At 60.4% G+C, this 20,378-nt stretch carries 20 protein-coding genes; 15 read left to right on the forward strand and 5 right to left on the reverse strand.

The annotated features are described in order from the left end of the window. Positions 1–66 precede the first annotated feature (66 nt). Positions 67–531, forward strand: coding sequence for a CopD family protein (locus ACOYXJ_RS02990; RefSeq protein WP_460367819.1), 465 nt, complete (start codon positions 67–69; stop codon positions 529–531). Positions 532–869: 338 nt separating this feature from the next. On the opposite strand, the gene ACOYXJ_RS02995 is transcribed toward ACOYXJ_RS02990, so the two are convergent. From ACOYXJ_RS02995 to ACOYXJ_RS03010, 4 genes are all read right to left on the reverse strand, one after another. Then, on the reverse strand, positions 870–1,628 hold the full coding sequence (locus ACOYXJ_RS02995) for a collagen-like protein (RefSeq protein WP_460367821.1): 759 nt from the start codon (positions 1,626–1,628) through the stop codon (positions 870–872). Continuing rightward, positions 1,621–1,902 carry a DUF1145 domain-containing protein gene (locus tag ACOYXJ_RS03000; RefSeq protein WP_460367823.1) on the reverse strand — a complete coding sequence of 94 codons (282 nt, stop codon included), beginning with the start codon at positions 1,900–1,902 and terminating at the stop codon, positions 1,621–1,623. Before ACOYXJ_RS03000 ends, ACOYXJ_RS02995 begins: the two co-directional genes overlap by 8 nt. Positions 1,903–2,065: 163 nt before the next feature. Further along, positions 2,066–2,788 (reverse strand): OmpA family protein, encoded by a 723-nt coding sequence (locus ACOYXJ_RS03005; RefSeq protein ID WP_141129689.1) that lies wholly within the window; start codon positions 2,786–2,788, stop codon positions 2,066–2,068. A 91-nt stretch (positions 2,789–2,879) separates the two neighbouring features. Then, positions 2,880–3,575 (reverse strand): OmpA family protein, encoded by a 696-nt coding sequence (locus ACOYXJ_RS03010; protein WP_102902677.1) that lies wholly within the window; start codon positions 3,573–3,575, stop codon positions 2,880–2,882. 199 nt (positions 3,576–3,774) lie between these two features. Here ACOYXJ_RS03010 and ACOYXJ_RS03015 point away from each other — a divergent pair, with 199 nt between their 5' ends. The 4 genes from ACOYXJ_RS03015 (at position 3,775) to ACOYXJ_RS03030 (ending at position 5,560) form a co-directional block, all read left to right on the forward strand. Then, positions 3,775–4,272, forward strand: a complete 498-nt coding sequence (locus tag ACOYXJ_RS03015; RefSeq protein ID WP_095119210.1) for a DUF6231 family protein — start codon at positions 3,775–3,777, stop codon at positions 4,270–4,272. A gap of 4 nt (positions 4,273–4,276) precedes the next feature. After that, positions 4,277–4,753, forward strand: coding sequence for a YchJ family protein (locus tag ACOYXJ_RS03020; RefSeq protein ID WP_460367825.1), 477 nt, complete (start codon positions 4,277–4,279; stop codon positions 4,751–4,753). 112 nt (positions 4,754–4,865) lie between these two features. Next, entirely contained in the window at positions 4,866–5,360 is a 495-nt protein-coding gene (locus ACOYXJ_RS03025; RefSeq protein WP_150792541.1) for an LEA/WHy family protein, read from the forward strand. Further along, on the forward strand, positions 5,357–5,560 hold the full coding sequence (locus tag ACOYXJ_RS03030; protein ID WP_003198420.1) for an SEC-C metal-binding domain-containing protein: 204 nt from the start codon (positions 5,357–5,359) through the stop codon (positions 5,558–5,560). Before ACOYXJ_RS03025 ends, ACOYXJ_RS03030 begins: the two co-directional genes overlap by 4 nt. 271 nt (positions 5,561–5,831) lie before the next feature. On the opposite strand, the gene ACOYXJ_RS03035 is transcribed toward ACOYXJ_RS03030, so the two are convergent. After that, positions 5,832–6,389 carry a cysteine hydrolase family protein gene (locus tag ACOYXJ_RS03035; protein WP_460367827.1) on the reverse strand — a complete coding sequence of 186 codons (558 nt, stop codon included), beginning with the start codon at positions 6,387–6,389 and terminating at the stop codon, positions 5,832–5,834. A gap of 192 nt (positions 6,390–6,581) precedes the next feature. On the opposite strand from ACOYXJ_RS03035, the gene ACOYXJ_RS03040 reads away from it, so the two are divergent. From ACOYXJ_RS03040 to pdeM, 10 genes are all read left to right on the forward strand, one after another. Further along, the gene (locus tag ACOYXJ_RS03040) at positions 6,582–9,032 is read left to right on the forward strand and encodes a penicillin acylase family protein (protein WP_460367829.1); all 2,451 of its coding nucleotides are present in this window, start codon (positions 6,582–6,584) and stop codon (positions 9,030–9,032) included. 744 nt (positions 9,033–9,776) lie between these two features. Next, positions 9,777–10,811, forward strand: coding sequence for a ligase-associated DNA damage response exonuclease (locus ACOYXJ_RS03045; RefSeq protein ID WP_460367831.1), 1,035 nt, complete (start codon positions 9,777–9,779; stop codon positions 10,809–10,811). Continuing rightward, positions 10,808–12,496: an ATP-dependent DNA ligase gene (locus ACOYXJ_RS03050; protein ID WP_460367833.1), complete on the forward strand. Its 1,689-nt coding sequence runs from the start codon at positions 10,808–10,810 to the stop codon at positions 12,494–12,496. Before ACOYXJ_RS03045 ends, ACOYXJ_RS03050 begins: the two co-directional genes overlap by 4 nt. Before the next feature lie 323 nt (positions 12,497–12,819). After that, the gene (locus tag ACOYXJ_RS03055) at positions 12,820–13,602 is read left to right on the forward strand and encodes a transporter substrate-binding domain-containing protein (protein WP_007918608.1); all 783 of its coding nucleotides are present in this window, start codon (positions 12,820–12,822) and stop codon (positions 13,600–13,602) included. Between the two features lie 56 nt (positions 13,603–13,658). Then, positions 13,659–14,387 carry an ABC transporter permease gene (locus ACOYXJ_RS03060; protein ID WP_007918609.1) on the forward strand — a complete coding sequence of 243 codons (729 nt, stop codon included), beginning with the start codon at positions 13,659–13,661 and terminating at the stop codon, positions 14,385–14,387. Beyond that, positions 14,384–15,094: an ABC transporter permease gene (locus ACOYXJ_RS03065; protein ID WP_016986412.1), complete on the forward strand. Its 711-nt coding sequence runs from the start codon at positions 14,384–14,386 to the stop codon at positions 15,092–15,094. The genes ACOYXJ_RS03060 and ACOYXJ_RS03065 overlap by 4 nt, the downstream gene beginning before the upstream one ends. A 13-nt stretch (positions 15,095–15,107) precedes the next feature. Beyond that, complete coding sequence (locus ACOYXJ_RS03070; RefSeq protein WP_460367836.1) at positions 15,108–16,226, forward strand: succinylglutamate desuccinylase/aspartoacylase family protein; 1,119 nt, start codon at positions 15,108–15,110, stop codon at positions 16,224–16,226. A 13-nt stretch (positions 16,227–16,239) separates the two neighbouring features. Then, a complete protein-coding gene (locus ACOYXJ_RS03075) occupies positions 16,240–17,004 on the forward strand; it encodes an ABC transporter ATP-binding protein (protein WP_007918612.1) in 765 nt (254 codons plus the stop codon). A gap of 192 nt (positions 17,005–17,196) precedes the next feature. Then, positions 17,197–19,686, forward strand: a complete 2,490-nt coding sequence (locus ACOYXJ_RS03080) for a ligase-associated DNA damage response DEXH box helicase (protein ID WP_460367838.1) — start codon at positions 17,197–17,199, stop codon at positions 19,684–19,686. After that, a complete protein-coding gene (gene pdeM, locus ACOYXJ_RS03085; RefSeq protein WP_460367840.1) occupies positions 19,683–20,339 on the forward strand; it encodes a ligase-associated DNA damage response endonuclease PdeM in 657 nt (218 codons plus the stop codon). The genes ACOYXJ_RS03080 and pdeM overlap by 4 nt, the downstream gene beginning before the upstream one ends. Positions 20,340–20,378 lie beyond the last annotated feature (39 nt).

Consider the following 20,378-nt stretch of genomic DNA (forward strand, 5'->3'; position numbering starts at 1 on the left):
TTCAGTGGTTTGGATCGGCGGCTATCATACCCCGCGAATCGATCCTGCGCAGAACGGAGTAACCCAATGACACTTTTTAGCCTCGTTTATCCCCTGCATGTGCTGTCCGCCCTGGTCTGGGTCGGCGGCATGTTTTTCGCCTGGATGGTCCTGCGCCCGGCGGCTGTGAAGGCCCTCGACGGCCCAGCCCGACTGACCTTGTGGGTGGAAGTGTTTCAAGGTTTTTTCCGTTGGGTCTGGGTTGCGGTGATCCTGTTGCCGATCAGCGGCGTGGGCATGTTGCATTTGCAGCAGGTCGGCTTTGAGACCGCGCCGAAATATGTGCAGGTGATGATGGGCTTGTATGTGGTGATGACGGCACTGTTTATCCGCATTCAGGGCTTGATGCTGCCGGAGCTGCGTAAAGCGGTGGAAGTGAAGGACTGGCCGACAGGTGCGGCGGCGCTGGGGCGGATTCGCCGGGTGGTGGGGATTAACTTGATAGTCGGCGTGGTGCTGGTGGCAATTGCCGCGGCAAGACCGATGTTCTGAAATCAAAAGCCCCTCACCCTAGCCCTCTCCCGGGGGGAGAGGGGACTGAATGGGGGATATTGAAGAGTTACGCCGACCTGAAGGATTAGCTTTGAATCCAAAATCGACACGGTTTTTTTCAGGTCGATGGATAGCCTGAGTCACCTCGGAAAGCCCCTCACCCTAGCCCTCTCCCGGGGGGAGAGGGGACCGAATGGGGGATATTTGAGGGATACGCCGACTTGAGAGACCGGCTTTGAATCCATAATCGACCCGATCTTTCAGGTCGATGTATAACGCCAGACATCTCCGTCGGCTCCCTCTCCCTCCGGGAGAGGGCTGGGGTGAGGGTAAAACGTTCAGAGGCGCTGCACAGTCACAGCCCCCGCCGCCCCCACCGGCCCAGGCTGTCCATCAGCCCCGGCCTTGCCGTTCTTGCCGCCATCCGCGCGATACACCAGGCAGCCCTTGGACTTGCCACCCTTCCCTGCTTTGCCGCCAACGCCCGCCGGGCCACCGGCACCGCCAGCCACATTGACCTTGATCAGCTCAGCCGGAAACTCGCGCGGCACTTCAAGGCGTACCAGCGCACCCGGTGCGCCCGGTTGGCCGTCGCTGCCGTTACTGCCATCAAAACCGTGCCCAGCCGCGCCATAGGTGCAGCCCGGGTCTTCACCGTTACCGCCATCCAGGCCAACAAAACCCGGCGCGCCGGTGCCGCCACGAGCATCAACCAACAGTTGCGAGGCGTTCAACGCCTTGAATTGCAGATTCAGATTACGCCCTGCACGGGCAGCTTTTTCATAAGTCCCCGGCGCCCCGCGCGCGGTGATCTGGCTACCTTCACTCAGTTCGGCGCGGGCCACTTTCAATTCCAGCGCCTGTTCGGCCGGAACGATGGCAATGCGCGCTTCATGACCCAAACGCAACTCGCCCACGGTCAGCTCGGTCACGTTGGCCGGAATCAGCAAGGTGCCGTAATCCGCGACATCCAGACGCTCGAGCTGCAACGTGCTGGTGGTATTGGGCAAACGCATCAGCGAGTTGGTTTCAACACTGACAACCTGGGCACAGGCCAACGGACTGATAAATGCAGCGAGCAAGCAAAGTTTACGCATGGGAAGAAGCCTCCGGAGCGGCCGGGGCCGGGATGGTTTGCAGGTGGAAAACGCCGAACAGCAGGATGCGGCCACGGTCACGCCAAGGGTGCGGACGACCTTTGAGGCTGCGGTTGCACAGCAGCACTTCGAGCACATGGATCAGCAACAACAGACCGCCAGCCAGATTGACCAGCAGATGCAGCGGATGTACGAACGGCACCAGCTGATTGACCAGCACCACGCAGCAGAACAGCAGGGTCAACAACCGCCCCAGCCCCCAGAACACTTTCATACGCTCCCCCGTGTTGCGAATTATTCTTTGGGCGCACAGTAACGGCTTCTGCGGGGGATAAGCCAGAGGCACAAATGAAAAAACTTCGCTGCGCCGCCAAATGGCTGCCGCAACGACTTTGAAAATCGTCCGGCAGCTCTAGCCTGCGCCCTACAGAGGCGTCCTAGCGATTGATATGCAACTCCACGCGACGATTCTGCGCGCGCCCTTCATCGGTTGCGTTATCGGCCACCGGTTCACTTTCTCCGCGCCCTTCGCTGGTGAGCTTGTTCGGCGCCAGCCCCTGACTCAGCAGATACGCCGCGACACTGCTCGCACGCCGTTCCGACAATGCCTGATTGTAGGCATCCGACCCTTTGCTGTCGGTGTGACCGATGACTTTGATGCTCACAACGTCAGCATTGCGCAGTTTGTCCATCAGCGTATCGAGCTGGGCTTTCGCCGCCGGCGTGAGATCGGACTTGTCGAAGTCGAACAGCACGTTGCCGGCATCGCTGAGGGTGATGACCTCGGTTTGCGGTACAGGCTCCGGCACTTTTTCCGTGACCGGATACTGCGGCAGCGGGCAACCACGGTGATCGACCGGGGTGTTTTCCGGGGTGTCCGGGCAACGGTCGCGGCGGTCGAACACGCCATCGCCGTCTTCATCGCCGTCCTGGGCATAACAGATCAGTCCGCCGGTGAGGATCCCCAGCGCTGCGCCGCCGCCGGCCCAGCCGCCACTTTCAATGGCGCCGAGACCGCCACCGACCAGCCCGCCGATAAGGCTGCAGATCGGCCACGTACGTTGATTGAGGGGTGCAGTGCCATCGCTGTGCGTGGCGCAACCGGTGAGCAAGCTGCCTAGCAGCAGCACCGGCAAGACGGACCTTGAGAAAACAGTCATTGTGAAAGCTCCTGTGTCACCGGCCCATACCGGTTACACAGGAGTAAAGACCCGCATCCGCGACTGCACAAGCCGCGGATGCGAGAGGGGCTTAACGCTGGATTTTGATTTCGGTACGACGGTTTTGCGCGCGACCGTCCGCAGTTTTGTTGTCGGCCACTGGCTGGCTTTCACCCAGACCGGACACCGAAACGAAGCTGGCGCGCGGCACACCTTGCTGGATCAGGTAATCCACCACCGAGTGAGCGCGACGATCCGACAGTTTTTTGTTGTAGGCATCGCTGCCCACGCTGTCGGTATGACCGCTCACGGTCAGTTGCGCCGTCGAGGACTCCTGCTTCAGGCGTGTGGCGACCTTGTCGAGCACTTGCTTGTCAGGGCCGGTCAGTGTGGCTTTGTCGAACTGGAAGTGAACATCGCGAATGACGATGGTTTCTTCCTTGACCACGACAGCCTCTTCCACCACTGGTGCAGGAGCGGGTGGAGGGCAACCGTCAGCGTCGACCTGTACGCCTTTAGGCGTGCCCGGGCACTTGTCACGACTGTCCGGCACACCATCGCCATCTTCGTCGCCATCACCGTGGACCCAGCAATACGCCGCTGCCGTACCACCGACGATCAGCGCGCCGTAGCCCGCCCACGCCGAACTCTCGGTGGCGCCGAGACCGGCACCAACGACACCGCCGACCGCCGCACAGGTCGGCCAGTCGGTTTTCTGCAAACCTGCGCAACCAGTCAACACACTGGTTAGCAGAACCAAGGGTAATGCTGTCCGAACTATGCTCATCTAGTTTTCTCCTGAGGGATCGGCTTAAAACCGATTCAGGGAGTAAAGACCGGAGTTTTAATCTCCGCCAGCAATAGGCCACTGCTGTTTGCGACCGTGTTCACAGGACTTTGGCGCTTTTGCCGCAAACGGGCGAAACAGGTCTCTTTGCCGCCACCTTCAGGCAGGCTAGTCTTGGCGGTCTGATTGAGGAGCTTTGATGAACGTCGCCATTTCTTCCCGCACGCCGCAACAGGCGTTGGCCGCTTTACTGGATCGTTATGCCCCGGCACGCTTACTGCTGATCGGCGCCAGCGAGTTTCCGGCATTGAGTGCCTTTAAAGAGGCGCATCCGGACACCGCCGTCGCGCATGCAGCACCGGGCGCACTGCCTGCTGAACTCGCTGCACAGCGTTTCGATCTGGCGCTGGTGGTCGATTGTCTGGAACATTTGCCCAAGCGCGACGGCCTGAACCTGTTGGGCGGAATTCGCAATCTCAACGCCAGCCGCATCGCTGTGCTGTCAGACCTGGCAGCCAGCGGCTGGCAGGAAACCGATTTCTATTCGTTGGCACTGCAAGCCAGTGAACGCTTCCAGCGCGACGATCAAGTGCTGACCCTGTTCACCTACGATCTGCTTGACTACAAACAAGTCCCCGACTGGCTCAACTCACGTTTCTGGGCCAATCCGGAAAACTTCGGGAAATACTGGTGGTAATGCAATGAGTACAGCCATTTGCCCTTGCGGCAGCGGTAATCTGCTGGATGCCTGCTGCGGTCATTATCACGATGGCCACCCGGCGCCCTGCGCTGAAGCGTTGATGCGTTCGCGCTACAGCGCCTATGTACTGGGGTTGATCGATTATCTGGTGACGACGACCCTGCCGGCTCAGCAAGCGGGACTGAATCGTCAGTCGATCAGCGACTGGAGTGCGCAGAGCACCTGGCTTGGTCTTGAGGTCGAGAGTTCGGAAGTGCTCGGCGGTCAGCCAGAACACGCCTTCGTCACTTTCACCGCGCGCTGGCACGATGATCAGGGTGAGCACAGCCATCGCGAGCGCTCATCGTTCGTGCAGAACGCCGGGCGCTGGTACTTCATTGACCCGACGGTGCAGTTGAAGCTGGGGCGCAACGACAGTTGCCCGTGCGCCAGCGGGCAGAAATTCAAGAAATGCTGTGCGGGGTATTTCGGCGCTTAAGATCAAAATGTCGCAGCCTTCGGCAGCTCCTGCATGGAATGCGTTTCTCTGTAGGAGCTGCCGAAGGCTGCGATCTTTTAGCGTCTAGACTGGCACCAAAGGGAGTTAAATCATGCTCGGTTGCCAGCGCACATTACATTTTCTGTTTTTGATGCTGATCCTCAATCTCGGCGGTTGCGCGTCGTGGTTCAGCGATGACAGCGTCGACCCCGCCGTGCATCTGGTGAAAGTCGAAGTGGTGCGCGCCAAACTGCTCGAACAGAAGTTCATCCTGCACTTTCGCATCGACAATCCCAACGACAGCGACCTGACCGTGCGGGGGCTGGAATACCGCATTCACCTGGCAGATATGCTGTTGGCCGAAGGCGAGCATGAACACTGGTTCACCGTCGGGCCGAAACGCAGTGCGTACTTCAAAGTGCCGATCCGCACCAACCTGTGGCCTCGGGTAAAAGACGTGGTGAAAATGCTGAAAAGTCCCAACCAGCAGATCCCCTATCGTTTGCAGGGCGAGATGGAAACCGGTTTATTCATCGCCCACTACGTGCACCTTGAGCGCAATGGCGTGATAATCCCCGCCGATTTAATTCCGGAGCAACACCGATGACCCAGCAACCTCATGTCCATGGCCCTGACTGCAACCACGATCATGACCATCATCACGACCATGACCACGGCCATGTTCACGGCCCGAACTGCGGCCACGCCCACCAGGAACCGGTGCGCAACGCCCTGAAAGACGTGGGCCGCAACGACCCGTGCCCATGCGGCAACGGCAAGAAATTCAAGAAGTGCCACGGCGCTTGATGTCCGGGGCGGACAGTCGTTTCGCCTGACAGACCGCTTTCGCGAGCAGGCTCGCTCCCACAGTCAATCGAGTTCCTCCAGTTGGAATGCATTTCCTGTAGGAGTGAGCCTGCTCGCGATGAGGCCGGCACATGCAACATCGTTGTCGCCTGATAAACCGCTATCGCGAGCAGGCTCACTCCTACAGGTGAGCGGGTTTCTTCAGTTGGAATGTGGTCCATTGTGGGAGCGAGCCTGCTCGCGAAGGGGCCGGCACATACGGCGAAGTTTTTCAGCTAGCCACCAGAATCTTTGCAGCACTGACCACCGTCGCATACTCGCCGTGCAAATTCCCCAGCGACATCCCGTGCACCTCTTCAGCTGTGCGCAAGGTGCCGAAATAGTCGGCCTTGTCGAACGTGAAGCACGCATCCTCCGCCACCCACGCATCAAACCCCAGATTGCCCGCCGTGCGCGCTGTCGACTCCACCGAGTTGTTGGTCGCCACACCGACGATGACCAACTGCCCGATTGCCGCCTGACGCAAGCGCGCCTCCAGGCCGGTGGCACAAAACGCATCCGGCACCTGCTTCTGAATCAGCCACTCGCCATCCTGTGGCAAAAACCGCTCCTGAAACTCCACCCCTTCCTGCTCAGGCCAAAACACCGAACCCGGCTCGCGCGACAGGTGCTGTACATGAATCACCGGCCTTGCAGTACGCCGCCATAACCCCAGCAGCTCAAGGATTCGCTGTTCAGCCTGAGGATTATTCCTTCGCCCCAAACGCGGCTGCAGGATGCCTTTTTGCTGGTCGATGACGATCAGTGCAGCGTTGGCCTGAAGCTCCATGGCGGTTTTTCTCGATACGGGGGTCATTGAGTTTTGCGCAGTTCAGCATTCTCCCCTCCAACCCTGCAAGGCATATCCAATGTGCACAGGTCGATCAGCGGGAAGAAATAAGCGCTCGCCCCGCTTGCGCGGCCACCTCCTGCTCACTAACGTAGCGCCTTTACTGACGCTACCCCCCGCAGGAGCTTTGCCATGGCCTCGCCAGCCCTTACTCATTTTCTTCCCCGGTTCGGCGTTGCCGCAGCAGTGGCCGGTGTTTTGGGCCTGTCCGGGTGCCAGACCTGGAACGCTCAGGACACCCTCCCGCCAACTTCCGGCGTGCAACCGCTCAAGGGCCTGGCGCAGAATGTTTCGGTGCGACGCAATGCCATGGGCATGCCGTTGATCGAGAGCAACACCTTCCACGACGCGCTGTTCAGCCTCGGCTACGTCCATGCCAGCGACCGCATCAACCAGATGGTCACCCTGCGCCTGCTCGCTCAGGGCCGTCTGGCGGAAATGTCCGGCGCCTCGATGCTCGATGCCGACCGCTACATGCGCGCGGTCAATCTGAAGAAAAGCGCCGGTGAGCTGTACAAGGCTTCGTCACCACGCCTCAAGCGTTTCTTCGAAGTCTATGCGCGGGGTGTCAACGCCTACCTGTTCCGCTACGCCGACAAGTTGCCGGGCGATCTCGCCTCCAGCGGCTACAAGCCTGAATACTGGAAGCCGGAAGATTCGGCGCTGATCTTCGCCCTGCTGAACTTCAGCCAGTCGGCCAACCTGCCGGAAGAGATTTCCTCGCTGGTGCTCGCGCAAACCGTGACCAGCGACAAACTCGCCTGGCTGACGCCGTCCGCGCCCGACGAAAACTTGCCGCTGGCTGAAGCCGACAAGCTGCAAGGCCTCAGGCTCAACGGGCAGATCCCGGGGCTGACCGAACTGAGCAGCGCCAGCCAGCAACTGTCGGCACTGAACCTGCTGGGCACCACGTCTTCGAACAACTGGGCAATCGCCCCGCAACGCAGCCGCAGCGGCAAGAGCCTGCTGGCCAGCGACGCCCATGGGCCGCTAGCCGCGCCGTCGCTGTGGAGCTTCGTGCAGATTCGCGCACCGAAATATCAAGCCGCCGGCGTTACCGTGGCCGGTGTGCCGCTGGTCCTCGGTGGTTTCAACGGCAAAGTGGCGTGGAGCATGACCAGCGTGCTCGGCGACAATCAGGATCTGTTCCTGGAAAAAATCCGTCGCCAGGGCAACAGCCTGACCTACGAGGTCAACGGCAAATGGCAACCGCTGGGCGTGCGTAACGAAACCTACTTCGTCAAAGGCCAGCGGTCGATTCGTGAAGTGGTGTACGAAACCCGTCACGGTGCGCTGCTCAACAGTGCTCAGGCAGCGGCGCAGGGCAATGGTTTCGGTCTGGCCTTGCAGACGCCGAGCTTCACCGACGACAAGTCGCTGGATGCGTTTTTTGATCTGACCCGCGCACAAACCGTCGAACGTGCCTCGGATGCCAGCCGTGAAATTCGCGCCATCGCCTTGAATCTGGTGTTCGCCGATGCGAGCAATATTGGCTGGCAGGTCACCGGGCGTTTTCCTAACCGTCGCGAAGGCGAAGGCCTGCTGCCATCGCCAGGCTGGGAAGGTCGTTACGACTGGGACGGTTACGCCGACCCGATGCTGCACCCGTACGATCAGGACCCGGCGCAAGGCTGGCTCGGCACCGCCAACCAGCGTGTGATCCCGCACGGTTACGGCATGCAATTGTCGAACTCGTGGGCCGCACCGGAGCGTGGCGAACGTCTGGCGGAACTGGCCGGCAGCGGCAAGCAGGACAGCCGCAGCGTGATCGCCATGCAATACGACCAGACCACCACCTTCGCCGCCAAGCTGAAGAAAGTCTTCGAAGCGCCGGGAATGAAACAACCGCTGAAACAGGCGATCGATACCCTGCCGGAAGCGGATCGCAGCAAGGCCCGTGAAGCTTTTACGCGGTTGATGGCATTCGACGGCAAGCTCAGCCCGACCTCGGCGGATGCGGCGATCTATGAGTTGTTCCTGCAGGAAAGCATGAAGCAGATCTTCCTTGACGAACTCGGCCCGGAATCGAGCCCGGCGTGGAAAGCGTTTATTGCCAATGGTGATTTGTCTTATGCGGCGCAGGCCGATCATCTGTTGGGGCGTGAAGACAGTCCGTTCTGGGATGACATTCGCACGCCGCAGAAAGAGGATAAAACGGTGATTCTTGCCCGCAGCTTTGCCGCAGCGATCAGCGCTGGCGAGAGTCAGTTGGGTGGCGATCACCGGGCCTGGCAGTGGGGCAAATTGCACAGCTATGCGTGGAAGAACAGCAATGGCCAGACCGTTCGCGGGCCGCTGGCGGCGGGTGGCGATCACACGACGCTGAACACTTCGGCGTTCACCTGGGGTCAGGATTTCACCACCACGCGTGCGCCGTCGATGCGTTTTATCGTCGACTTCGGTCAGGCTGAACCGCTGATGGGGCAGAACGGTACGGGGCAATCGGGGAATCCGGTGAGTCCGAATTACCTCAATGGCATCGATGCGTGGCTGAAGGGGCAGTACATCGGTTTGCCGATGCAGCCGCAGAACTTTGACCGGGTGTATGGCAAGACTCGCCTGACTCTTACTCCCGGCAAATAAGGCAAAGGTCAAAAGCCCCTCACCCTAACCCTCTCCCGAAGGGAGAGGGGACTGATTGGGGGATGCTTGGGACATACGCCGACCTTAACGTGCACTGCCGAATCCAGAATCAACTCGGTTCGTGCCTTGCCGAATCCATAATCAACCCGGTTTTTCAGGTCGATGTAGCGCGCCAGACACCTCGGTCGGCCCCCTCTCCCTCGGGGAGAGGGCTGGGGTGAGGGGCTTTTGATCTGGTCCAGAATCTGTGCTCGACTCGGTATTTCACGTCGGCGTAGCTCTCCCAGACACCTCGGTCAGCCCCCTCTCCCTCCGGGAGAGGGCTGGGGTGAGGGGCTTTTGATCTGGTTCAGAATCTGTGTTTGCCTCGGTTTTTCAGGTCAGCGTAGCTCTTCCAGACACCTCGGTCGGCCCCCTCTCCCTCCGGGAGAGGGCTGGGGTGAGGGGCTTTTGATCTGGTCCAGAATCTGTGCTCGACTCGGTATTTCACGTCGGCGTAGCTCTCCCAGACACCTCGGTCAGCCCCCTCTCCCTCCGGGAGAGGGCTGGGGTGAGGGGCTTTTGATCTGGTTCAGAATCTGTGTTTGCCTCGGTTTTTCAGGTCGGCGTAGCTCTTCCAGACACCTCGGTCGGCCCCCTCTCCCTCCGGGAGAGGGCTGGGGTGAGGGTCGCCCTTCAAAGTCGATAGAACTTCCGGACACGCGCCAGCCTCATAGCTAACAAGCCCTCCATTCTGGTAATGACATGGACCTTGTTATCGCCCGTCCCGAAGGTCTTTATTGCCCTGCGGGAGATTTCTACATCGACCCGTGGCGCCCCGTCGAGCGTTCGGTCATTACCCATGCCCACGGCGATCACGCCCGCACCGGCAACCAGCATTACCTCGCCAGCAGCGCCAGCGAAGGGATTTTGCGCGCGCGGCTGGGGCAAGACATCAATCTGCAAACCCTCGCCTACGGCCAGCGCCTGACACACCACGGTGTCACTTTGAGCTTTCACCCTGCCGGGCACGTTCTCGGCTCGGCACAAGTACGCCTGGAATACGGTGGCGAAGTCTGGGTCGCGTCCGGCGATTACAAGATCGAACCCGACGGCACCTGCGCCCCGTTCGAACCGGTGCGCTGCCACACCTTCATCACCGAATCGACCTTCGGCCTGCCGATCTACCGCTGGCAGCCACAGGCGCAGGTGTTCAGCGAGATCAATCAGTGGTGGGCGGCGAACATCGCGGCCGGCAAGGCCAGCGTGTTGTTCTGCTACTCGTTCGGCAAGGCCCAGCGAATTCTCCACGGCATCGACGAAAGCCTCGGCCCGATCCTCAGCCACGGTGCGGTCGAGCCGCTGAACCGGGTCTATCGCGAGGCTGGCGTGTACCTGCCGCCGACGATCTACGCCGGAGACGTGAAGAAAAGCGACCCGATCATGCGCCAGGCCTTGGTCATCGCCCCGCCCTCAGCCGGAGGCAGCACCTGGATGCGCCGCTTCGGCGAGTTCAGCGACGCGTTTGCCAGTGGCTGGATGCGCTTGCGCGGCACCCGACGGCGGCGCGGTGTGGATCGCGGTTTCGTGCTCTCCGATCACGCCGACTGGCCCGGCCTGCTCTGGGCCATTGAGCAAACCGGCGCAGAACGGGTGATGGTCACCCACGGTTCGATCGGCGTGCTCGTGCGGCATCTGCGCGAACAGGGTTTGGATGCTCAGGGTTTCAACACCGAATACGGCGATGACGAAGAAGAAAACATCGCCACCGAACCGACCATCGCCGAGATGCCAGCATGAAAGCATTCGCCGAGTTGTACGCCGAACTCGACGCGACCACGTCGAGCAACGCCAAACTGGCGGCGATGCAGACGTACTTCGCCCAGGCCGAACCGCATGACGCCGCGTGGGCGGTGTACTTTCTCTCCGGTGGCCGGCCCCGGCAACTGGTCCCAGTAAGAATCCTGCGCGAACTGGCTGTCGAGATTTCAGGCCTGGAACCGTGGCTGTTCGAAGAAAGCTATCAAGCGGTCGGTGACCTGGCGGAAACCATTTCGCTGGTGCTCGCGGAAAACCCGCACAGTTCCGACGCCGGCCTCGCCGAGTGGATCGAAGATAAACTTCTGCCGCTACGCGGTGAAACTCCGGAATACCTCAGCCGACAACTGCCCGCCCTGTGGGCGCAACTGGATCGATCGAGCCTGATGCTGTGCATCAAATTGATCACCGGCAGTTTCCGCGTCGGCGTATCGAAACTGCTGGTCACCCGGGCTCTGGCATCGATGGCCGGGCTGGACAGCAAACGCGTGGCGCAGCGTCTGGTTGGCTACACCGACCTGTCCAATCGGCCAAGCGCCGCCAGCTACTTGAAGCTGATCGCCCCTGAATCCAGCGATGAACATGCCCAGCGCGGTGGCCAGCCCTACCCGTTTTTCCTCGCCCATGCGTTGTCGCAACCGGTGGAAGAATTCGAAGCACTGATCGGACCGGCCAGCGACTGGCAGATTGAATGGAAATGGGATGGCATCCGCGCACAAGTGGTCAAGCGTGAGGGGCGGCTGTGGATCTGGTCGCGGGGCGAGGAACTGGTCACCGAGCGTTTTCCCGAACTGGATGTGTTGGTACACGGCCTGCCCGATGGCACGGTCATCGACGGCGAAATCGTCGTGTGGAAAAGCACCCATCCGCGCACTGAAGACGCCTTTGATCCGCAATCGACCGAACCACCGGCGGTGCAACCCTTCGCCTTGCTGCAACAACGCATCGGACGCAAAACCCTCGACAAGAAAATCCTCGAAGAGGTGCCGGTGGTGGTGCTCGCTTACGACCTGCTCGAATGGCAGGGCGAAGACTGGCGCAACCAGCCGCAAGCCAAACGCCGCGCGCAACTGGAAGAGGTCATCGCCCGTTGCAACAGCCCGGTGCTGCTGGCCTCACCGGTGCTGACCGGCAGCGACTGGTTCGACCTCGCCCGCCAGCGCGAAGCCTCACGGCGACTGGGTGTCGAAGGCATGATGCTCAAGGCGCGGGATTCGCTGTACGGGGTTGGCCGCACCAAGGACATGGGCGTGTGGTGGAAGTGGAAAGTCGATCCGTTCAGTGTCGATGCGGTGCTGATTTACGCGCAGCGCGGCCATGGTCGGCGGGCCAGTCTGTACAGCGATTACACCTTTGCTGTGTGGGACGGCCCGCCCGAGTCCAGCCAACGCGCGCTGGTGCCGTTTGCCAAAGCCTATTCGGGGCTGACCGATGCGGAAATGCGCCAGGTCGACAGCATCGTACGCAAGACCACCGTGGAGAAATTCGGCCCGGTGAGCAGTGTGAAGCCGAGTCTGGTGTTTGAGCTGGGTTTCGAAGGCATCGCCCTGTCGCGGCGGCACAAGAGCGGGATTGCCGTACGTTTTCCACGGATGCTGCGCTGGCGACAAGATAAAACCGTGGATGAGGCGGATAGTCTAGCCACATTGCAGGATCTTCTCGCCTGAGTTCAACATGACGCGAAGATCGTTCCTACGCTCCGCGTGGGAATGCCTCAACGGACGCTCCGCGTTCGGCTCTGCATGGGACGCGGAGCGTCCCGGGCTGCATTCCCACGCAGAGCGTGGGAACGATCAGCCCTGAATCAGTGCAAGCTATTTTCAGTGCCCGTTTGCGGGCACTGACTCGCTCATCCAATCGCTGCGCCAACCTTTTAAAACACTTGTTCGGGACTCTGGTTCGGAAATTGCTACTTTCTATAGGTCGTACGCGTTCCAGTAACAATAATTCTGCGCCACAAGCGCTCATATTGGTTCTTAGGGATTGAATAATGAAAAAAGCATTGCTGACCCTTTCTGCACTGGCGTTGTGCATGGCCGCTGGCTCCGCGCTGGCCAAGGAATACAAAGAGCTGCGCTTTGGCGTTGACCCTTCGTACGCACCGTTTGAGTCGAAAGCGGCCGACGGCAGCCTGGTGGGCTTCGACATCGACCTGGGCAACGCGATCTGCGCCGAACTGAAGGTCAAGTGCAAGTGGGTCGAAAGTGACTTCGACGGCATGATTCCGGGCCTCAAGGCCAACAAATTCGACGGTGTGATCTCGTCGATGACCGTGACCCCGGCCCGCGAAAAAGTCATCGATTTCTCCAGCGAGCTGTTCTCCGGCCCGACCGCTTATGTGTTCAAGAAAGGTTCCGGTATCACCGCAGACGTCGCGTCCCTCAAGGGCAAAACCGTCGGCTACGAGCAGGGCACCATTCAAGAAGCCTACGCCAAAGCCGTGCTGGACAAGGCCGGCGTGAAAACCCAGGCCTATCAGAACCAGGATCAGGTGTATTCCGACCTGACCTCCGGCCGTCTCGACGCGGGCATTCAGGACATGCTGCAAGCCGAACTGGGCTTTTTGAAGTCGCCTCAGGGCGCCGACTATGACGTCAGCAAGCCAGTCGACAGCGAATTGCTGCCAGCCAAAACCGCTGTCGGTATTAAGAAAGGTAACACTGAGCTGAAAGCGCTTTTAGATAAAGGTATCAAAGCGTTACACGATGACGGCAAATACGCCGAGATTCAAAAGAAACACTTTGGCGATCTGAATCTGTACAGCGGCAAATAATGCCCCGGCGCCCATCCTCGATGGGCGCCTTTTCCATCCGCTCAGGTTGCTGATTTATGTTTGAAAACCTCTTACAAAATCTGGGGCTCTCTGCCTTCAGCCTCAAGGGTTTTGGCCCTTTGCTGTTGGAAGGCACCTGGATGACCATCAAATTATCGGCATTGTCGCTGCTGGTGGCCGTGTTGCTCGGCCTGCTCGGCGCCAGCGCCAAGCTGTCAAAAGTCAAACTGGTGCGCCTGCCCGCCCAGCTCTACACCACGCTGATTCGCGGTGTGCCGGATCTGGTGCTGATGCTGCTGATTTTCTACAGCCTGCAAACCTGGCTGACGTCCCTGACCGATTACCTGGAATGGGAATACATCGAAATCGACCCGTTCAGCGCCGGGGTGCTGACCCTGGGTTTTATCTATGGCGCGTATTTCACCGAAACCTTCCGTGGCGCGATCCTCGCCGTGCCGCGCGGTCAGGTTGAAGCCGCCACCGCATACGGTCTCAAACGCGGTCAGCGCTTTCGCTTTGTGGTGTTCCCGCAAATGATGCGCTTTGCCCTGCCGGGTATCGGCAACAACTGGATGGTGATGCTCAAGGCCACTGCGCTGGTGTCGATCATCGGTTTGGCCGATCTGGTCAAAGCCGCGCAGGACGCCGGTAAAAGCACTTATCAACTGTTCTACTTCCTGGTTCTCGCCGCGTTGATCTATCTGCTGATCACCAGTGCCTCGAATTTCATCCTGCGCTGGCTCGAACGCCGCTACGCCGCCGGTGCCCGGGAGGCCGTACGATGATCGAACTTCTGCAGGAATACTGGCGCGCCTTCCTTTATACCGACGGCCAGAACATCACCGGGCTGGCGATGACGCTGTGGCTGCTCAGCGCTTCGATCTTCATCGGTTTCCTGGTGTCGATTCCGCTGTCGATCGCGCGGGTTTCGCCGCACTTCTACATTCGCTGGCCGGTGCAGTTCTACACCTACCTGTTCCGTGGCACGCCGCTGTATATCCAGTTGCTGATTTGCTACACCGGCATTTACAGCTTGGCCGCCGTGCGAGCTCAGCCGCTGCTCGACAGTTTCTTTCGCGATGCGATGAACTGCACAATCCTCGCCTTCGCCCTCAACACCTGCGCCTACACCACGGAGATTTTCGCCGGGGCGATTCGCAGCATGAACCATGGCGAAGTCGAAGCGGCCAAGGCTTACGGGCTGACCGGCTGGAAGCTGTATGCCTACGTGATCATGCCGTCGGCGCTGCGCCGTTCGTTGCCGTATTACAGCAACGAAGTGATCCTGATGCTGCACTCGACCACCGTGGCCTTCACCGCGACCATTCCCGACATCCTGAAAGTTGCGCGGGACGCCAACTCGGCGACCTTCCTGACCTTTCAGTCGTTCGGCATCGCCGCGCTGATCTACCTGACCATTACCTTTGCGCTGGTCGGCCTGTTCCGCCTTGCCGAACGCCGATGGCTGGCCTTCCTCGGCCCGACTCACTAGGACAACTTTGCAAATGCGCCACCTGATCCATGACTTGCTGGCCCCACTGCCGGGGACCGCACGACAGATCCACAGCTTCCACTTCGGCCCGGAGCAGGCCAAGGGCAAGGTTTACATTCAGTCTTCGCTGCATGCCGACGAACTGCCGGGCATGCTCGTCGCCTGGCACCTCAAGCAACGTCTGGCCGAGCTGGAAGCCGCCGGCCGCCTGCGCAGCGAAATCGTGCTGGTGCCGGTGGCCAACCCGGTCGGCCTCGAACAAGTGCTGATGGACGTGCCACTGGGCCGCTACGAACTGGAGAGCGGGCAAAACTTCAACCGCTGGTTCGTCGACCTCAGCGAAGAAATCGGCAACGCCATCGAGGGCAAGCTGAATAACGATCCGCAGCACAACCTCGAACTGATCCGCACGCATCTGCGCAACGCCCTCGCCCGCCAGACTGCCAGCACGCAACTGCAATCCCAGCGTCTGACCTTGCAACGGCTGGCCTGCGATGCGGACATGGTGCTCGACTTGCACTGCGACTTCGAATCTGTGGTGCACCTCTACACCACGCCCGAAGCGTGGCCGCAGGTCGAACCGCTGGCGCGCTACATCGAAGCTCAGGCGAGCCTGCTGGCCACCGACTCCGGAGGCCAGTCGTTCGACGAATGCTTCACGCTGCTGTGGTGGCAATTGAAGGAACGCTTTGGCGAAAAATTCGAGATTCCACTCGGCAGCTTCTCGGTGACCGTTGAGTTGCGCGGCCAGGGTGACGTCACCCATCCGCTGGCCAGCCGCGACTGCCAGGCGCTGATCGACTACCTGATCCAGTCCGATGCGATTGTCGGCGAGACCAAACCGCAACCGCCGTTGCCGTTCCCCGCCACGCCGCTGGCCGGTGTGGAACCGGTGACCACCCCGGTCGGCGGCCTGCTGGTGTACACCGCCACGGCGGGGCAAGTGCTGGAGGCCGGACAGCAGATCGCCGAAATCATCGACCCGATCAACGACCGGATCACCCCTGTTCATTGCACCAGCGCCGGCGTGATGTACGCCCGCTCGCTGCGACGCATGGCCACGGCCGGCATGGTCATCGCCCATGTTGCGGGCGCTGAAGCCTATCGCAGCGGCTACCTACTTTCGCCTTGAGGATGTCTGTCCCATGTACAAACTGACCGTTGAAGGCCTGCACAAAAGCTATGGCGACCATCAGGTGCTCAAAGGCGTGTCGCTCAAGGCCAAGACCGGCGACGTGATCAGCCTGATCGGCGCCAGTGGCTCGGGCAAAAGTACTTTTTTGCGCTGCATCAACTTTCTCGAACAACCCAACGACGGCGCCATGAGCCTCGATGGCCAGGCGATCCGCATGGTCACCGACCGCCACGGCATGCACGTCGCCGACGCCGATGAACTGCAACGTTTGCGCACGCGGCTGGCGATGGTGTTCCAGCACTTCAACCTGTGGAGCCACATGACCGTGCTGGAAAACATCACCATGGCCCCGCGCCGGGTGCTGGGCTGCAGCAAACAGGAAGCCGACGACCGTGCGCGGCGTTATCTGGACAAGGTCGGCTTGCCGGCGCGGGTGGCGGATCAATATCCGGCGTTTCTCTCTGGCGGCCAGCAACAGCGTGTGGCGATTGCCCGGGCGTTGGCGATGGAGCCGGAGGTGATGTTGTTCGATGAACCGACTTCGGCGCTCGATCCGGAGTTGGTGGGGGAAGTGTTGAAGGTGATTCAAGGGCTGGCCGAGGAAGGCCGGACGATGATCATGGTGACCCATGAGATGAGTTTCGCTCGTAAGGTTTCCAGCCAGGTGCTGTTTCTGCACCAAGGTCTGGTGGAAGAAGAAGGTGCGCCCGAAGAAGTGCTCGGCAACCCGAAAAGCGAACGCCTGAAGCAATTCCTCAGCGGCAATCTCAAATAACGCCGTACACAATCCCCCTGTGGGAGCGAGCCTGCTCGCGAATGCGGTGTGTCAGTTTACAAATCGTTGGCTGACACACCGTATCGCGAGCAGGCTCGCTCCCACATTCGTTTTTCATCGCCGACAAAAATCAAACTTGTCGACCTGCCGTGCGGTCACTGGAAGAACACCTCCAGAGCGCGCGCAGCCCGCATGGCGAAATCCCCCGACCTGGCAAAAATCTGGTTCAGCGCCCGTGACTGGAAGCCGTTCGCCTTTCAGAAACAGGTGTGGACGGCGGTGAAAAACGGCGAATCCGGTCTGCTCCACGCCAGCACCGGTGCCGGTAAAACCTATGCCGTGTGGTTCGCGGCACTCAATCGCTTCGCGCGCTCGCAACCTCCTGTCGAAGCCCCGCGCAAACGCAAACAACCCGCCGAACCGCTGACCGTCCTGTGGATCACGCCCATGCGCGCCCTCGCCGCCGACACCGCGCGCGCCTTGCAGGCGCCGGTCGATGATTTGCAGATCCCGTGGAGCATCGGCCTGCGCACCGGTGACACCAGCAGCAGCGAACGCGCCCGCCAGAGCCGGCGCCTGCCGACCACGCTGATCACCACCCCGGAAAGCCTGACCCTGCTGCTCGCTCGTGCCGATGCGCAGGTGGCGCTGGCGAGTCTGCGCATGATCGTCGTCGATGAATGGCACGAACTGCTGGGCAACAAACGCGGCGTGCAACTGCAGCTGGCCCTCGCCCGCCTGCGGCATTGGCAACCTGAGCTGATCGTCTGGGGCGTGTCCGCCACCCTCGGTAATCAATCCCACGCCGAACAAGTGCTGATCCCACAGGGCGGCGGCATCAGCATTCAGGGACAAAGCGAAAAATCGTTGAAGGTTGACACCCTCCTCCCGCCGGCCATCGAGCGTTTTCCCTGGGCCGGGCACATCGGTCTGAAAATGTTGCCGCAGGTCGTTGCCGAACTGGATGCCTGCGCCAGCACCTTGGTCTTCACCAATACGCGGGCGCAATCGGAAATCTGGTATCAGGCACTGCTGGAGGCACGGCCGGACTGGGCCGGGTTGATCGCCTTGCATCACAGCTCACTGTCTCGCGATACCCGTGACTGGGTAGAACAAGCCTTGAAGGACGGCCAACTGAAAGCCGTGGTCTGCACCTCAAGCCTGGACCTGGGGGTGGATTTCCTGCCAGTCGAGCGCGTGCTGCAAATCGGCTCGGCCAAAGGTGTTGCGCGCCTGATGCAACGCGCCGGTCGCTCAGGCCACGCACCAGGACGCACGTCGCGAGTGACATTGGTGCCGACCCACAGCCTTGAGTTGATCGAAGCCGCCGCCGCCCGCGATGCCGTCGAGCAACGACGCATCGAACCGCGCCTGTCACCGTACAAACCGCTGGATGTGCTGGTGCAGCATTTGGTCAGCATGGCGTTGGGTGGAGGATTTTTACCCGATGAGTTGTACGAAGAAGTCCGCGGCGCCTGGGCTTATCGTGACCTGACAGCCGCCGATTGGGCGTGGGCGCTGGCTTTCGTACGCCATGGCGGGATGTCTCTGACAGCCTATCCGGATTACCGCCGGGTCGAGCCGGACGAGCACGGCGTCTGGCGCGTTCCGGATGCGCGATTGGCGCGGCGCCATCGCATGAGCATCGGCACTATTGTCAGCGACGCGAGCATCCATCTGAAATTCTGGAGCAAGGGCGGCGGTGGCAAGCAGTTGGGCAGTGTCGAGGAAGGCTTCATCGCGCGACTTAAACCGGGTGATGGCTTTCTGTTTGCCGGACGTTTGCTGGAGCTGGTGCGGGTGGAAAACATGACCGCTTACGTCAAACGCAGCACCGCGAAGAAAGCCGCCGTACCACGCTGGAATGGCGGGCGGATGCCACTTTCCAACGAATTGGCCGAAGCTGTGGTCAGGCGCTTCAGTACGGCGGCACAGGGTGAGTTCGTCGGCCCGGAAATGCAGGCCTTGCGACCATTGCTGGAAACCCAGATGCGCTGGTCGGGGTTGCCCACGACAGACAACCTGTTGGCCGAAGTTTTGAAGTCCCGCGAAGGCTGGCATCTTTTCCTCTATCCGTTTGCCGGACGCCAAGTGCATCTGGGCCTGGCGAGCCTGTTGGCATGGCGCGTCAGTCAACGGCAGCCCGTGACATTTTCCATCGCGGTGAACGATTACGGTCTGGAATTGCTCAGCGCTACGCCGATCGATTGGGCCGAGTACTTGAATGCCGATCTCTTCAATGCCGATGATTTATTAGCGGACGTTCTGGCCAGCCTGAACGCCGGTGAACTGGCATTGCGGCGTTTTCGTGAAATCGCGCGGATTGCCGGGCTGGTCTTCGCCGGTTACCCCGGTGCGCCGAAAAGTACCCGACAGGTGCAGGCGTCCAGCGGTTTGTTTTTCGAAGTGTTCAAACAATACGACGCCGAAAATCTGTTACTGGCGCAGGCCGGGGAAGAAGTCCTACGGGAAGAACTGGATATTCGTCGCCTGGAACAGACATTGGAGCGGATCAACGGGATGAAACTGGATGTGCATCAGCTCAAACGTCCTACACCGCTAGGGTTTCCGTTGCTGGTGGAGCGCATGCGCGAAAGCATGAGTTCGGAAAAACTCGCTGACCGGATCCGACGGCTGGTCGGTGATCTGGAGAACAGCGCCGACAAGGATAAATCCCCATGAGTTCAGGCTACCCGGTACGTCTGGCCGGCGAAGAGCTTTGGCTCTTGCCGGAGAAAGCCATGTATTGGCCCGCGCAACAGGTCCTGCTGATTGCCGATGTGCATTTCGGCAAAGCCGCGGCTTACCGCAGTCTTGGTCAACCGGTCCCGCATGGCACCACGGCGAGCAATATCGCCGTGATTGATCAGCTGCTGACAAAGCTGCCCTGCCGCTTATTGATCTTTCTCGGCGATTTCCTCCACGGGCCCGGCTCTCATGCCCCGGGCACGCTGGACGCGCTGGCGCAATGGCGTGCGCGCCACGCTGATCTGCCAATGACACTGATTCGCGGCAATCATGACAAACGCGCAGGTGATCCACCTGAATCGCTGAATATCCGGGTGGTGCCGGAACCGCTGCTGCTCGGGCCATTCGCCTTGCAGCATGAGCCGGACCCACATCCCGAAAGGCATGTGCTGGCCGGTCACGTACACCCGGTCTACCGGCTGCACGGCAAGGGGCGGCAGAGTTTGCGTCTGGCGTGTTTCAGGCTCGGTGAACATATCAGTCTGCTGCCGGCATTTGGCGCCTTTACTGGGGGATATGCAGTCGAGAGGGATGAAAGCTGCAGGATTTTCGTCATCGGTGATAACGAAATATGGCCAGTCAGTTGAAGTCTCTGCAGACCTCATCTGACTGGCCATTCATTTTCA

This window comes from Pseudomonas sp. Tul2A7, assembly GCF_054790505.1.

Coding starts and splice junctions, on each gene's coding strand:
- ACOYXJ_RS03040 (WP_460367829.1), top strand. CDS start 6,582: ATGGCCTCGCCAGCCCTTACTCATTTTCTTCCCCGGTTCGGCGTTGCC.
- ACOYXJ_RS03020 (WP_460367825.1), top strand. CDS start 4,277: ATGAGTACAGCCATTTGCCCTTGCGGCAGCGGTAATCTGCTGGATGCC.
- ACOYXJ_RS03080 (WP_460367838.1), top strand. CDS start 17,197: ATGGCGAAATCCCCCGACCTGGCAAAAATCTGGTTCAGCGCCCGTGAC.
- ACOYXJ_RS03035 (WP_460367827.1), bottom strand. CDS start 6,389: ATGGAGCTTCAGGCCAACGCTGCACTGATCGTCATCGACCAGCAAAAA.
- ACOYXJ_RS03005 (WP_141129689.1), bottom strand. CDS start 2,788: ATGACTGTTTTCTCAAGGTCCGTCTTGCCGGTGCTGCTGCTAGGCAGC.
- ACOYXJ_RS03025 (WP_150792541.1), top strand. CDS start 4,866: ATGCTCGGTTGCCAGCGCACATTACATTTTCTGTTTTTGATGCTGATC.
- ACOYXJ_RS03015 (WP_095119210.1), top strand. CDS start 3,775: ATGAACGTCGCCATTTCTTCCCGCACGCCGCAACAGGCGTTGGCCGCT.
- ACOYXJ_RS03075 (WP_007918612.1), top strand. CDS start 16,240: ATGTACAAACTGACCGTTGAAGGCCTGCACAAAAGCTATGGCGACCAT.
- ACOYXJ_RS03060 (WP_007918609.1), top strand. CDS start 13,659: ATGTTTGAAAACCTCTTACAAAATCTGGGGCTCTCTGCCTTCAGCCTC.
- pdeM (WP_460367840.1), top strand. CDS start 19,683: ATGAGTTCAGGCTACCCGGTACGTCTGGCCGGCGAAGAGCTTTGGCTC.
- ACOYXJ_RS03050 (WP_460367833.1), top strand. CDS start 10,808: ATGAAAGCATTCGCCGAGTTGTACGCCGAACTCGACGCGACCACGTCG.
- ACOYXJ_RS02990 (WP_460367819.1), top strand. CDS start 67: ATGACACTTTTTAGCCTCGTTTATCCCCTGCATGTGCTGTCCGCCCTG.
- ACOYXJ_RS03070 (WP_460367836.1), top strand. CDS start 15,108: ATGCGCCACCTGATCCATGACTTGCTGGCCCCACTGCCGGGGACCGCA.
- ACOYXJ_RS03000 (WP_460367823.1), bottom strand. CDS start 1,902: ATGAAAGTGTTCTGGGGGCTGGGGCGGTTGTTGACCCTGCTGTTCTGC.
- ACOYXJ_RS03065 (WP_016986412.1), top strand. CDS start 14,384: ATGATCGAACTTCTGCAGGAATACTGGCGCGCCTTCCTTTATACCGAC.
- ACOYXJ_RS03030 (WP_003198420.1), top strand. CDS start 5,357: ATGACCCAGCAACCTCATGTCCATGGCCCTGACTGCAACCACGATCAT.
- ACOYXJ_RS03055 (WP_007918608.1), top strand. CDS start 12,820: ATGAAAAAAGCATTGCTGACCCTTTCTGCACTGGCGTTGTGCATGGCC.
- ACOYXJ_RS03010 (WP_102902677.1), bottom strand. CDS start 3,575: ATGAGCATAGTTCGGACAGCATTACCCTTGGTTCTGCTAACCAGTGTG.
- ACOYXJ_RS02995 (WP_460367821.1), bottom strand. CDS start 1,628: ATGCGTAAACTTTGCTTGCTCGCTGCATTTATCAGTCCGTTGGCCTGT.
- ACOYXJ_RS03045 (WP_460367831.1), top strand. CDS start 9,777: ATGGACCTTGTTATCGCCCGTCCCGAAGGTCTTTATTGCCCTGCGGGA.